Genomic DNA, 13,268 nt, shown 5'->3' with positions numbered 1-13,268 from the left:
GGGATCAGGCCCCGACGAACTTGTCGCCCGCGATCGAGGTCGACGGCGCGCCGTCGATACCGACCGGGATGTCGCCTTCGAGCGTGGTGCGGTAGAGCACCCGCGTGACGTCGAGGTGCGCGAGGTCGCCCGGGGCGAGGTGGGCGGTGGCCCGGTTGTCCCAGAACGCCAGACTGCCCTTCTCCCAACGGAATCGGACGGTGTAGGCGGGATCGGACAGCTCGTCGAACAGCAGCTTCAGCAGCGCGTCGCTCTGGCGCGGGCTGAGTCCGACGATCCGGGTGGTGAAGCCGGGATTGACGAACAGGATGCGTTCGCCGGTCACCGGATGCACCCGCACCACAGGGTGTTCGGTCACCAGCGGCGCCTTGGCCACCTTCTTCGCGTAGTCGCTGTCCTCCTGCCAGGCGGGCTGCTTGCCGCCGAACCGGTGCTCGGCGCGCAGGCCGTCGACGAAGGTACGGAGCGACTCGGGTAGGCCCGCGTAGGCGGCGGCCAGATTGGTCCAGCTGGTGTCACCGCCGCGCTCGGGTGCGATCTCCGCACGCAGCAGCGAGGCGGCGGGCGGGTTGATCAGCGGCGAGACATCGGTGTGCCAGTGGTTGGTGTAACTGAATTTGCGCACGCCGAACCGCTTTTCGTACAGGCGGCTGTCCACGGCGAGGATCTCCGGGAACTCGGTGGGCGCGTCGTCGTCGTAGGGGTGCGAGGGCGTCACGGAGCCGAAGCGCCGGGAGAACGCGATCTGTTCGGCGTGGCCGATGTGCTGGTCGCGGAAGAACAGCACCTTGTGCGCGTGCAGCGCGGCGGTGAGGTCGGCGACCTGCTGGTCGGTGAGATCGGCGCGCAGATCGACGCCGGTGACCTCGGCGCCGATGTGCCCGGCGACAGGGGCGATGTGGACGGTGGTCGGGGCTTCGCTGACGGTGGTCATGATCGTGTCTTTCGGGAGGTGATCGGCGATGGGCGGCGGTCAGGGCGACAGTTGCTGCTGCCCATGCGCATGTAGTCGACCTCGAGTCGTCGGATCAGCGGCATGGCATCGGTGATTCGCTGCGAGCTCAGGCGGTCGCCCGCGCGGTTTCCCGCGCGAATTGGCTTTCCACCGGCTCCAGCCCGTAGTGCCCGCGCAGCGTGGTCGCCGTGTACTCCGTGCGGAACAGCCCGCGTTCCTGGAGGATCGGCACCACCCGGTCGACGAAGTCGGTGAGTCCGCCGGGCAGGTACGGGGGCATGATGTTGAACCCGTCGGCGGCGCCGTTCTCGAACCAGGTCTGCAGCTCGTCGGCGATCTGCTCCGGGGTCCCGGCGAACGTGCGGTGCCCGCGCCCACCGCCGAGCTTGCCGATGAGCTGGCGCACCGTGAGGTCCTCCTGCTCGGCGAGTTCCTTGACGAGCGTGAATCGGCTCTTGCCGCCCTCGATCTCGCTCTCCTCGGGCAGCGGGGGCAGCGGCGCGTCCAGCGCGTGCGCGGTCAGGTCGACGCCGAGCAGGCTGGACAGCTGGCGCAGCGCGTAGTCGGGGGAGATGAGCTCGGTGAATTCCTGCTCGAGTGCGCGCGCCCGCTCGGGGGTGTCGGCGATGAACGGCACCAGACCGGGCAGCACCTTCAACTCGTCGGCGGAGCGCCCGTACTTGGGCAGCCGCGACTTCAGGTCGCGATAGAACCGCTGTCCTTCCTCGAGCGTGCGCTGTGCGGTGAACACCGCCTCGGCGTACCGGGCGGCGAACTCCTTGCCGCTCTCCGACGAACCGGCCTGCACCAGCAGCGGACGCCCTTGCGGGCTGCGCGGCGAGTTGAGCGGGCCGCGGACGCGGAACCGCTCGCCCGCGTAATCGATGGTGTGCACCCGGTCCGGGTCGGCGAACAACCCGGTTTCCTCGTCGAGCACGATCGCGCCCGATTCCCAGCTGTCCCACAGCTGAACGGCGACGTCGACGAACTCCTGGGCGCGTTCGTAGCGGCGCGCGTGCTCGGGGATGCCGTCGTACCCGAAGTTGAAGGCCTCCTGCTCGTTACCCGAGGTGACGATGTTCCAGCCGGCGCGGCCGCCGCTAAGGTGATCCAGCGAGGCGAAGACGCGGGCCAGGTTGAACGGCTCGTTGTAGGTCGTCGACGCGGTCGCGATGAGCCCGATCCGCTCGGTCGCCGTGGCGATCGCCGACAGCAGGGTCACCGGCTCGAAAACGGCCAGCGTGTTGCGCTTGATCTGCGGACCGACCGCGAGTCCGTCGGCGAAGAATACGGAATCGAGCTTGCCGCGCTCGGCGATGCGCCCGAGCTCCTGGAAGTGCGCGACGTCGAGCACCCGGCGCGCGTCGGTGCGCGGGTGCCGCCACGCGGCTTCGTGATGGCCGACGCCCATCAGGAAGGCATTGAGGTGAAAGGTCTTACGAGGTTCGGACATGGTGGGGTTCTGCGTTCTTTCGGAAGAGCACGATCAGGAGTGGTTGCGCCAGCGGGAGAAGCGGCGCTCGAGTGCGACGAGGATCCAGTTGAAGGTCAGGCCGAGCAGCGAGATGGCGAGGATGCCCGCGTACATGTTCGGGATCTGGAAGTTCTGCTGCGCGGCGGTGATGAGATAGCCGAGTCCCGCGCGCGCGCCGACCATTTCGGCGGCGATGAGCACCAGGATCGAGGACGCCGCGGCCATCCGGACACCGGTGAAGATCGACGGCACCGCAGCGGGCAGCACCACCTTCTGGAACAGCCGCAGCGGTCCGAAGCCGAGCGAGACCGCCGACTTGATCAGCAGCGGGTCGACGGTGCGCACGCCGGTGATGGTGTTCAGCAGGATCGGGAAGAAGCTCGCGTAGAGCACCAGCGCGACCTTCGACGTCTCGCCGATGCCGAGGATCAGCACGAAGACCGGAAGCAGGGCCAGCGCAGCGGTATTGCGGAACAGTTCGAGGATCGGATTCAGGAACTCGGCTACCGGCCGGTACCAGGCGATGCCGATGCCGACCGGGATGGCGACCAGCAGCGCCAAGGTGAAACCGCTGAGCGAGCGGGTCAGGCTGGTGGAGACGTGCTCCCACATCTCGCCGCTGGCCACCAGATCGGCGAACGCCTGCACCACGACCGAGAAGGGCGGCAGGAAGACCTCGTCGACGAGCCCGACCCGCGGCGCGCTCTCCCACAGCGCGAGGAACAGCGCGATGACGATCGTCGGTTTCAGCAGGCGCCAGCCGAGCCGCACGGCGGCGGCGAGCAACCGGGACGCTTGTGCGGGACGCACGCGCGCCGGTCGGGCGGGCGTGGATGTCTTCGGTTCGGCCCTGTGGCCTGCGGTCTTCTCCAAGACCGGCACTGCGCTAGACATGGGCGTGCCTCCTCTCGTTGCCCGCGGAGCCGATCTCCGCGCGTTCGATTCCCTGCGCGCGACTCACTTCGGTCTGCAACAGCTCCCAGATCGCGTGCCGGTATTCGCGGAAACGCTCGCCGGAACGGATGTCGGCTCCGGATTCGCGGTCGATGTCGATCTCGAGGATCGACTTGACCCGCCCCGGCCGCGAGGTCAGCACCGCGACCCGCTGTCCGAGGTAGACCGCCTCGTCGATGCCGTGGGTGATGAACAAGATCGTCTTCCCGGTCGCCTTCCAGATGCGTAACAGCTCGTCCTGCAACGATTCCCGGGTCTGCGCGTCCAACGCGGCGAACGGCTCGTCCATCAGCAGCACCTCGGGGTCGAAGGCGAGGCTGCGCGCGATGGCCACGCGCTGTTTCATGCCGCCGGACAGCTCGTGCGGGTAGCGGTCGCCGAACCCGGCCAGTCCGACCAGTTCCAGGTAGTGCTCGGCCAGTTCCCGGCGCTGCGCCCGGCGCAGTCCCTTGGCCTCGAGCCCGAACTCGATGTTCGTCCGCGCGGTGCGCCACGGCAGCAGCGCGTACTGCTGGAACACGATGCCGCGGTCGAGGCCGGGTTTGGTGATCGGCTTGCCGTCCAGCAGCAGCTGTCCCGAAGTGGGCTTGCTCAACCCGCCGAGCAGATCCAGCAGCGTCGACTTGCCCGACCCGCTGGGGCCGACGAGCACGAGGAACTCGCCCTCGCGCAGGTCGAGCGAGATGTCCTCCAGCGCGGTGAACTGTTCCTGCGAGCCGCGGATCGCGAACTGCTTGCTCACCCCGCTGAGGCGGAGTTTGACTGCGGTGCCGGTCATTTCGCTGCCACCACCTCTCCGGTCGGGCCCGTGGTCGGTCCGTAGGTGCCGTTCGCGTACGGGTTGTCCTTGTTGGTGAACAGGTCCTTCGCCGAGAGCTTGCCCTGGGCCAGGTCGCCGTTGCGGACCAGCCAGTCGATCCAGATCTGCAGCTCCTTCTCCGCGATCACCGCGCCGGGCACCGGAATGCCGGGGCTGCGCCAGTACTTCAGCAGTGCGGTGTTCTCGTTGCGCCCGCGCTTGGTGATGATGGATTCGAAGCGGGCGAGTACCTGGTCGCGCGGCGTCACCTGGAGCCAGCGGGTGGCGCGGGCCGTGCCCTGCACGAAGTCGCGCACCGCCGCCGGGTGCTGCTGGATGTAGTCGTTGCGGAAAACGTAGGTGCCGTAGTCGAACTCGCCGAAGATCGCCTTGTCGGCGAAGAGCGGGTGGATGCCGCCGCGCTCGACCGCGGTCTCCCGGAACACGCCGCCGAGCGCGGCCACGTCGATCTGCTTGTTGCGCAGCGCTTCCTCGGTGTTCACCGGTGGCACCACCACGAGCTCGACCTGCTTGATCTCCTGATCGCTCAGCCCCTCGCGATGCAGCCATTCGCGCGTGACGAACTCGTGGTGCGCGCCGAGGGTGTTGATTCCGACCTTCTTGCCGATCAGATCCCGGGCAGAGGTGATGCCGGAATCGTCGCGCACGAAGTAGCCGGTGTAGGAGAGTTCGTCGGCGCCATAGGAACTCAGCACGGAGGTGACCGGCGCGCCGCCTGACACCAGCTTCACGACGGCGCCGTTGAAGGCGCTGCCGAATTCGATCTGCTTGGTGGCCGCGGCCTGGATGTTGGCGGGCCCGCTGGTGGTGTCGCCTTCCCAGTGCAGCTCGATTTCCGAGAAGTAGCCGAGATCGGCCGCCAATTCGAAGGCCGAGACCTGGCCGGTGGACCCCTGGTAGCGGAGCACGGTTTTGCCGTCGGCGGTGGTGGCGGGTTCGGACGAGCCGCACCCGGCCAGGACCGCCACGGCGGTGGGGATCGCGAAGACGGCGGCGAGCGCGCGGATCACCCGCGGTCGTCGATTCAGGGACAACATCTTTCGGTTCTTTCTGAATGCGCTCACCACCGGACGAGGGCATGCCGGTACGGCAGGTGAGCGTGGGAAGGGCTACCTGATCGAGGGGCGTGGCGCGGCGAAGCGCCACCGTTCAGCGGCGACAGACTCCGTGCGGGACGCGCATGAGATCCACCGTGCGGCGACGCGTCAGCGGCAGGGAGACGATCATTGCCCGCGACGAATAGGGCTCACCCATGGGGAACCTCCCGTGTGTCGGCGGCAAATCGGACGTGCAAGCACTATCGCGTGGCCGACGCGGCGCGACAATGATTCCGCGCAGGTCGCGCCTAATCCTTGGGGTGCGCTCAGAGGTGGTACCGCACGACGGGACTCCACAGCACGAAGCTGTCGATCCCGGCGGCCGCGGTCGCGTCGATCTGGGCCTGGACCTCGGCGGGACCGTAGGTGACGCCCAGGCTGAAGTCCTGTAGCCACGGCACGACCTTCGCGCCGGTGCCCTCGGTGATCCGGCGGAAATCCTCCAGCGAGCGCAGCACGATGTCGTACGGCTGCCCATTCGGGTTCGCGACCCCGTACTCGCCCGAGTTCCAGTGCGAGGGATAGACCATCGGCGCCACGTAGTCGAGGTGCGCGGCCATCATCGGAATGTCCTGGGCGATCTGATCCGGCCGGGTGGCGGCGATGCCGAACACCGCGGCGCTCTGGAAAGCGCCCGCGTCGTGCACCGGATCCCGGCTCTCGCGCAGGAACTCCGCGATCGAGACGATCGGGTCGACCGTCGCGCCGGGAAACGCCATGCTCGACAGGCTGCCGTCCGGACGCCGGATGTAGTCGTACATGATCTCGTCGAACCCGAGCGCCGCCGCTTCGGCCGCGAGATCGATGTTGTACTTGCGCACCTCCGGGTGCGCGAAATTGGTGAAGGCGATCGCCCCGTACTTGCTGGAATACGGCTGGCCCCCGGGATTCTGCACGACCCAATCCGTCCGTCCCGCGTGCCAGGCCCATTCGGCCAGTGTCGGGTCGCGGAACGCCACGATCCGGCCGATCACCCGCAGGCCCATCTCGTGCAACCGGGTCAGCGCGGCGCGCGCGTCGTATATCGCCGTGGCGGCGCCGGATTCCCTGGCCAGCGGCACCTGGGAGTCGTAGCCGACGACGCCGTCCTCGTCCTTGATGTCGAGCTGGACAGTATCGATGCGTCCGGCGCGGGCCAGGTCGAGCACGCCCTCGCGCAGCCCTTCGTGCGACCACGCGTGCGCGGTGACGTGCACCGCCCTGATCCTCGGCAGCTCGACGATCGCCGTGAGGGGCGTTCGCGTCGTGTTGCCCGCGGCGTCGACCGCGACGAGCTCGGCGCCGCTCGGCGCGCGCGGCAGGGTGATCTCGAAGGCGCCGTCGTCACCGGTCGGCGCCGAGACGTCGCCGACCGAGACCCGCTGCGCGCCGATCGCCTTGCCGCGCAGCGTGACCGGCTCGCGGTAGGAGCGCACGGGCTCGGTCCGGTCCAGCTGTACCGTGGGCGGCGTCGAATCCACCGTGAACGACTCGGTGGCGCCGGGATCGGAGCGCAGGAAGCCGAGCGGGCCGCCCACGGGGATCTTCGCGGTGAATTCGTGTGGGCCGTCCGGCAATACACCCGGGCGGTAGACCACGTCGTCGCCCTCGACCACGCCCTCGACCGGTGTGCCGTCGAGCTCGAGACGGACCGCGTTCGGGTCGTGGCCCGCCACGTCGACGCGCAGCGCCAGCTCCGGCGCGGCCGCGGCGCCGACGACGCCGGCGGGCAGCCCCGTCACGGTGAACCGTTCGGCGGCAGGCCGGAACGCCGCGACAAGGACCGCGGCGGCGAGCATCGACCCGACGACGGCCACCGCGATCGCAGCGAGCCGCCGAGCGCGGGTATCCGGAACACGTCTGAGCAACGCGCGCACCAACTTTCGACTCGAGTTGCCCTACTATCCACGGCGGCGCGGCCCGATGTCGGGCATTTCGCCCATAAGTCGCTGATTCGGCACATTGCCCGCGTACGGTGAGCCGATGGCGAGCTTTGGCGCGTTGGCGTATCGATGCGCACTGTCGGTGCTGACGTTCGCGCTGCTGCTCGGGTGCGGCGCGGCCGAATCCACCACGCCCGCCGTGGTTTCCAGCCCGGCCCCCGCCGCACCCACGCCCCCGCCGGTGGACCCGGCCGCCGTCGGCGCGAACGAGCTCGGGCTCGTCCCGGTGCTGATGTACCACCAGGTGACTGCGCACCCCGCCGGCGAATACGACCAGACGCCCGAGGAATTCCGCGCGGAACTCGAGCGGCTGTACCGCGAGGGCTACCGCCCGGTCACCGCCGCGGACTACGTCTCCGGCGCCATCGACATCCCGGCGGGCACGCACCCGGTGGTGCTCACCTTCGACGATTCGCCGGTCAGTCAGCTCACCCTGACCGGCGATGGACGCCCCGCGCCGGACAGCGCCATCGGCATACTCGAGGAATTCGGTGCCGCGCACCCGGATTTCCGCCCGACCGCGACGTTCTACGTGAACAACGAGGCATTCGGCGACGACCGCCGCGCGCTGGCCTGGCTCGCCGGACACGGCTACGACCTCGGCGCGCACACCGCATCGCACGCCAACCTGTCCCGCTTGGACGCGGCCGGAGTGCAGCGCGAATTGGTGCAGAACCTGCGCGCCGTCGCCGCGGCCGCACCGGGTGCCCCGGTACGCACCATGGCCTTGCCGCTGGGCATCTTTCCCGCCGACCGGCGGCTCGCCGCCGCGGGCGAATGGGACGGCACGCCCTACTCCTTCGCGGCCGTCATGCTGGTGGGCGCCGAACCCGCGCCCTCGCCCTACGGTGCGATCGATCCCGCCGGTGTTCCGCGGATCAGGTCAGGGCGCGGAGAGGTTCCGTTCGATTCGGCGCACTGGCTGGACCGGCTCGCCCGGGACCCGAGCCTGCGCTATACGTCCGACGGTGATCCCGGCCGTGTCTCGTTCCCGCGCGGTCTCGCGCCGGAAATCGCTGCGGCGTGGGCGGATCGGGCGCGCGCCTACTGAATGCCCCACCGGCCAAGGCCGCTCAGCGGTGCGTCCGGTACTCGGCGAGCAGTCGTCGCACGCCGTCGACGGGTTCGCCGTGCCAGGGGAAACCGAGCCGGGCGGCGACTTCGGCGGCGACCTCCGCGAACAGGTCGACCGTGGCATCCAGCGCCCGCCGCGCGTCGTCGGCGTCGAAGCGGCCGAAGGTCTCGTGCACCCGCCGCCACAGGTCGGCGGGCAGCCACTCGTCCATGTGGTGGCCGATGTACCAGGTGTAGCGCGGACGGTCCGGGTCGCTCGCCCCGTACCACTCGAGCATGAGGAGCAGGCACTCCTTCATGGTGTTGTCCCGGAACTTCGCCACCCACAGCTCGCCACGGTTCAGGTAGATCGGCACCTGCGTGGCCTCGAAGAGGAATTCGTCGGTGACCGCGGTGAATTCGGCGAGATCGGGCAGCGCGGGCTTCGGGGTTTCCCCGGTGGGCGCAGGCAGCCGCGCGGCGAGGCCCGCGCGGTCCAGATGGACGCGGAAGCCGCGCTGGTACAACTCGTCGAGTCCGTGCTCGATCATGCCGGTGAGGCGTTCCTCGCCCGCGATCGTGACATCCATCTTGCGACCACCCGCGTAGACGACAACCAGGGGAGCGGGCCACGGGTGGTCCATCGCCTCGTCCTCGTTCTCGTCCTCGAAGGACACGGCCAGCAGGACGTCGCCGAAGCGGTGCAGCCAGCTCCGGTCGGCGAAGAATTCCGGCCAGTGCGGAGTGATGATCTCCAGATCGAGATCGGAGTATCGGTCGATTCGGTCGCCGCGGCCGCGCGATCCGGTCTGCACGAGTGCGGTGATCCGGTCGTCCTGCCGTGCCCAGGTGACGACGGCGGCGAGGAGTTCCTCGGCATCCTCCATCGGACGACCGTATCAAGAGCGGAATTCCGGCGGGCCAGATGGGATTCGGGCTGAAGCCGGGACCCTGGTCCCAGCTGACCTGCACGGCGATGGTGGGCGCTTTGGGGGCATTGCGACCCACCCTGCAACCTCGGGGCTACCAAGGCTGTTCCAGCGTAAGCCAATAATTTGCTGCACCAGCCCGTTTCGGGTGAAAGACATCGTGTCGTTACCGAATTTACGCAGACAGAAGGTGTTGCAGGTCGTAATTCCGCCGAGGTCACGCTGTGTTGCGCGGTGCGCGCGAAGCGGTCACGGTCGTGCCACGAGCCGACGCGTTCGACGCCACGACGGGCAAGAGATGGATCGATCGGCTATGACAAGGCACACTTCGCCGTGAGTAATCGCGGATTCGAGGTATCCCTCACCAGTCGTATTTCGTCGCTCCGCCCGCGGGCGGACGCAGGAAGGTCGTGGTCGATGATCCGGGAACGGGTGGACAAGATCGTGCTGTCGGCGATCGACAAGAGCGCGAGAGCGCAGACGCCGCTGGTCGAACGGTACGAAGACTGGCTGCGCGGCGCGTATCCAGACGAGACGCCGGAGCAGGTTCTCGAACGCGTGCGGCGGCACTATCTCCTCGCGGTGACCGCGAGCGGCGCCGCGGTGGGCGTCTGCGCTGCCGTGCCGGGGATCGGCGTGGTCACCGGCCTGGCGGCGATGGGTGTGGAGACGGTCTTCTTCGTCGAGGCGTCGCTGCTCTACGCGCTCACCGCCGCCGCGATCCACGGTGTCGAACCCGATGAGATCGCGCGCGAGACCGCGCTGGTGTCCGGCATCGTGTTCGGACCCGGCGGCGTCCAGTTCGTCGGCAAGAACACCGCGAACGCGGCCAAGAACTGGGCCACCGAGCTCGCGAACCGGATTCCCGGTGTGTCGAGCCTGAACGAGGACGTGCTCGAGCGAATCGTCGTGCCGGCCATCGCCAAACGCAGTGTGCTCGCGTTCGGGCGGGTGATCCCGGCGGGCATCGGCGCGATCGTCGGCGCGACCGGCAACCGGGTGCTGGCCGAGACGGTGATCTCCAACGCGCGCAACGCATTCGGTCCCGCTCGGGCGAGCTGGATGGTGCTCGACGACTCGATGACGGACGCGACGTACCCCGAAGAACCGCTCGTCGACGTCTCTGAGCCGAGCTGAGCGACGCTCCGGGCGCGGAGCGGTCGAAATGCGTGGAAAAGGCTACTGCCGCGTGGTGCCGTACCGTGACTCGCGCGGGGTGGCCGGCCGAGCGCTCGATCCGAACATGACGCGCTGCCACCAGGCGTCGAGCCGACTGGGTTCGGGCCAGATGACGACGGCGGGATCGGGTTCGGACTGCTCGGTTGCGGCGTTGTCGACCATGCGTGCCTCCTCGGCAGGTGGGCCGGGCGCATACGTGGTCGGGCCGCGAGCCATCGCGGCGTGCTCCATTGCACAGGACCGACGGGAGAACCCCTTGGACTTCCTGCCCCCGAACGAGATCACGCGGTCAGGACGTCGACCCACTTCTGATTCCAGGTAGCCACAATTTTAGCGGACGTCAGCATTTCGGGAGGGAAACTTTTCGGAGGCACGTCCCGTACGGCGCCTGGTTTGCGAACGCCGAGAGAGGTGGCACTCCTGATTCCGCCGGTCGGTGGCGCATTACCCGCTCGTGGTGGGAGTGTGGGCTGATGGCTACGAAGGCGGCTGCGCCGAGGCGGGCGCTTCGGTCCTCGGTGGCGCTCGTGTCGGCGCTGGTCCTGCTGCTGGCCGGGCTGGTGGCGTGCGGTGCGCAGCGCGGCGGCGTCGCGGGGTCGCCCGGCGAGGTCGTCTCGGTGACGCCGGTGCTCGGCACGACGACCGAGCAGACGGCCGCGTACCTGGACGAATGGGCGATCGAGACCCCGGTCCGCAACGGCGTCGACGCCTACCGGGTCGTCTATCGCACCTCGGCGCCCGACGGCGCCGACACCACCGCGAGCGGCCTCGTGGTCCTGCCGCGCACCGAGGCGCGCAGGCTGCCGGTCGTCAGCTATGCGCACGGCACGATCGTGCGCAAGGACGAAGCGCCCTCCGCCGACGCCGAGACGGACCGGGCACGCACCGCCCTGTTCGCGGCCGCCGGGTACGCAGCGGTCGCCCCGGACTATCTCGGCCTCGGCGAGGGGCCTGGCGTGCACCCGTACGCGCACGCGCCGACCGAGGCCAGCGCGTCGGTGGATCTGCTGCGCGCCGCGCGGACGGTGGCCGAGCGGGAGGGGCGCGAGCTCGACGACACGCTGCTGGTCACCGGGTTCTCCCAGGGCGGCCAGGCCGCGATGGCCCTGGCCGAGCGGGTGGCCGCCGCGCCGGACCTCGGTTTCACGCTGGCGGGAGTCGCCGCCGTGAGCGGTCCGTACGCCGTCCGCGAGGTGCAGGCGCCCGCCGCGCTGGACGGCCGCATGACCTCGCGCGCCGCGGTGCTGTACATCGCCTACTGGCTCACCGCGATGAATCGGATCTACCACCTCTACGACGAACCGGGCGAGGCGTTCCAGCAGCCCTACGCCGAGCGTGTGGAACAGCTCTTCGACGGTCGTCACGACGTTCTCACGGTCTCCACCGCACTGCCCGCCACCCCGCGCGAACTGCTGACCCCGCGCTTCCAGGCCCTCGCGCTCGACCCGACCGGCGCGGCGCTGCGCGCGATGACCGACAGCGACCGTGCCTGCGACTGGACGCCCCGCGCGCCGGTGCGGCTCTACGTTTCCTCGGCCGACCGCGCCGTGCCCGCGGCGAACGCCGAACTGTGCCTCGCGACACTCGGCGGCGACCGGGCGAGCGTGGTCGATCTCGGGCCCGTCGACCACTCGGCGACCGTTCGCCTCGCGCTGCCCCAGATCCTCGCGTGGTTCGGCGAGCTGGCTCCGGCCGTGTGACGCCCCGCGCGGAATTCCAAATCTCCTGCCGGGCAACGCCGCTGGTGAAAGGCGGGCACGGTGCGCACACGGCGATCGTCGGTATATTGGCCGTCGGGTCGGGGCCCTTCGATAGGAGTGATTCACTGATGCGTCAAAGGTTGACGTTCGGCCTCGGCCTCGCGTCCTTCGTCATGGCGGCGGCCGGGGTGCTGGCGCCGCAGGCGGTCGCGCAGGAGCTGGCGCCCGGCGTCTCGTGCAAGCAATTCAGCTGTCGCAACGACACCGACGACACCTACCGGGTGCGGTCCGTCGTGACGTGTTCGGATGGGGCGGGCCAGGTTTCGGTCGTGACGTACGCGCGGCCGCAGGCGACGACCCCGGTCCTCGCCGGGTGCCCGCACGTCACCGTTCCCGGCAAACTGGAGCATCACCCGCCGGTCATGAACCCGGACGGCCGTGGCTACGACTACCCGCCGCCCACCATCGGGCCGCCCGAGGTCGTGATCACCTACCCGGTGCTGATCGAGCACCGCAGCGCCGAGATCGACAACACTCCGCGGCGGCAGTCGACCGGTTCGGCCGGCTGATCGTTTCTCGAGTCAGGCCCGAGGCGGGCGTCGCCGTCGGCTGCTCGGAGCCGACGGGCTAGGCAGCGATCGCGGCGGTGCCGGTCGCTCAGGGCCCGGATCGCGAGCGGCGCGCCGGGCGACTCGTCCGGCGCGGCGGGCCGCCGATGGTCCGGGCTCCCACTGCACTGCGCCGGTCACACCTGGTAGGCGCGATCGGCGATGGGTGACCGCGGCGACGCCCGCGCCGAGGGCGATCAACAGCGCCAGCACGGCGGCGAACCGGTTCCGGCGCGATCGGCCGCGGTTCCGGCGAGCGGACGCCGGACCGACGGCGCAGTCGAGCGCCCGCATCAATCGGTGCTCCAGACCGGCGGGCGGGGTCCGCGCGTCGAGAACGCTCAACGCCGCCAACGTTTCTCGCACCTGGTCGACCGTCTCGTCGAACTCCGCGGCGCTCACCCGGTCGGCGGCCGCACGTCGTTCTTCGATGAGCCGGCGCTCGACCTCGGTCACGGCATGCAACGCGTACGGGTAGGCCAGCTCGAGCAGGTCCGCCTCGGAGTGTTCCAGCGGGTTCTTCATTGTCATCGCTGCTTGGTGCTTCCGTCGTACGAGCCGAGCGTGGCCCTCGCTG

At 69.4% G+C, this 13,268-nt stretch carries 13 protein-coding genes; 4 read left to right on the top strand and 9 right to left on the bottom strand.

The window, feature by feature from the left end:
- Nucleotides 1-4 precede the first annotated feature (4 nt).
- The 6 genes from AC3ERS_RS22200 to AC3ERS_RS22175 all read right to left on the bottom strand — a co-directional run bounded on the left by AC3ERS_RS22200 (nucleotide 5) and on the right by AC3ERS_RS22175 (nucleotide 7,147).
- Complete coding sequence (locus AC3ERS_RS22200) at nucleotides 5-934, bottom strand: TauD/TfdA dioxygenase family protein (protein WP_431969977.1); 930 nt, start codon at nucleotides 932-934, stop codon at nucleotides 5-7.
- A gap of 127 nt (nucleotides 935-1,061) precedes the next feature.
- Nucleotides 1,062-2,408 carry an LLM class flavin-dependent oxidoreductase gene (locus AC3ERS_RS22195; protein WP_431969976.1) on the bottom strand — a complete coding sequence of 449 codons (1,347 nt, stop codon included), beginning with the start codon at nucleotides 2,406-2,408 and terminating at the stop codon, nucleotides 1,062-1,064.
- Nucleotides 2,409-2,441: 33 nt separating this feature from the next.
- Entirely contained in the window at nucleotides 2,442-3,323 is an 882-nt protein-coding gene (locus AC3ERS_RS22190) for an ABC transporter permease (protein WP_431969975.1), read from the bottom strand.
- Nucleotides 3,316-4,161, bottom strand: coding sequence for an ABC transporter ATP-binding protein (locus tag AC3ERS_RS22185; protein ID WP_431969974.1), 846 nt, complete (start codon nucleotides 4,159-4,161; stop codon nucleotides 3,316-3,318). Before AC3ERS_RS22185 ends, AC3ERS_RS22190 begins: the two co-directional genes overlap by 8 nt.
- Nucleotides 4,158-5,240, bottom strand: a complete 1,083-nt coding sequence (locus AC3ERS_RS22180; protein WP_431969973.1) for an ABC transporter substrate-binding protein — start codon at nucleotides 5,238-5,240, stop codon at nucleotides 4,158-4,160. Before AC3ERS_RS22180 ends, AC3ERS_RS22185 begins: the two co-directional genes overlap by 4 nt.
- A 326-nt stretch (nucleotides 5,241-5,566) precedes the next feature.
- Nucleotides 5,567-7,147 carry a putative glycoside hydrolase gene (locus AC3ERS_RS22175; RefSeq protein WP_431969972.1) on the bottom strand — a complete coding sequence of 527 codons (1,581 nt, stop codon included), beginning with the start codon at nucleotides 7,145-7,147 and terminating at the stop codon, nucleotides 5,567-5,569.
- A 115-nt stretch (nucleotides 7,148-7,262) separates the two neighbouring features.
- Here AC3ERS_RS22175 and AC3ERS_RS22170 point away from each other — a divergent pair, with 115 nt between their 5' ends.
- Nucleotides 7,263-8,273: a polysaccharide deacetylase family protein gene (locus AC3ERS_RS22170; RefSeq protein WP_431969971.1), complete on the top strand. Its 1,011-nt coding sequence runs from the start codon at nucleotides 7,263-7,265 to the stop codon at nucleotides 8,271-8,273.
- Between the two features lie 22 nt (nucleotides 8,274-8,295).
- Here the strand turns inward: AC3ERS_RS22170 and AC3ERS_RS22165 are convergent, their stop codons facing one another.
- Nucleotides 8,296-9,162 (bottom strand): aminoglycoside 6-adenylyltransferase, encoded by an 867-nt coding sequence (locus tag AC3ERS_RS22165; RefSeq protein WP_431969970.1) that lies wholly within the window; start codon nucleotides 9,160-9,162, stop codon nucleotides 8,296-8,298.
- A 459-nt stretch (nucleotides 9,163-9,621) separates the two neighbouring features.
- Between AC3ERS_RS22165 and AC3ERS_RS22160 the strand changes: the two genes are divergently transcribed.
- Nucleotides 9,622-10,341, top strand: coding sequence for a hypothetical protein (locus AC3ERS_RS22160; RefSeq protein WP_431969969.1), 720 nt, complete (start codon nucleotides 9,622-9,624; stop codon nucleotides 10,339-10,341).
- 42 nt (nucleotides 10,342-10,383) lie between these two features.
- Here AC3ERS_RS22160 and AC3ERS_RS22155 read toward each other — a convergent pair whose 3' ends face one another.
- On the bottom strand, nucleotides 10,384-10,545 hold the full coding sequence (locus AC3ERS_RS22155; protein ID WP_431969968.1) for a hypothetical protein: 162 nt from the start codon (nucleotides 10,543-10,545) through the stop codon (nucleotides 10,384-10,386).
- Nucleotides 10,546-10,856: 311 nt separating this feature from the next.
- Between AC3ERS_RS22155 and AC3ERS_RS22150 the strand changes: the two genes are divergently transcribed.
- Nucleotides 10,857-12,083, top strand: a complete 1,227-nt coding sequence (locus AC3ERS_RS22150) for a lipase family protein (protein ID WP_431969967.1) — start codon at nucleotides 10,857-10,859, stop codon at nucleotides 12,081-12,083.
- Between the two features lie 128 nt (nucleotides 12,084-12,211).
- A complete protein-coding gene (locus tag AC3ERS_RS22145; RefSeq protein ID WP_431969966.1) occupies nucleotides 12,212-12,652 on the top strand; it encodes a hypothetical protein in 441 nt (146 codons plus the stop codon).
- A gap of 12 nt (nucleotides 12,653-12,664) precedes the next feature.
- Here the strand turns inward: AC3ERS_RS22145 and AC3ERS_RS22140 are convergent, their stop codons facing one another.
- Nucleotides 12,665-13,222 (bottom strand): RskA family anti-sigma factor, encoded by a 558-nt coding sequence (locus AC3ERS_RS22140; RefSeq protein WP_431969965.1) that lies wholly within the window; start codon nucleotides 13,220-13,222, stop codon nucleotides 12,665-12,667.
- Nucleotides 13,223-13,268 lie beyond the last annotated feature (46 nt).

Source organism: Nocardia sp. bgisy134 (genome assembly GCF_057708325.1).
Note: the sequence above shows the minus strand (reverse complement) of the source record. Positions and strands in the feature narration are given on the sequence as shown.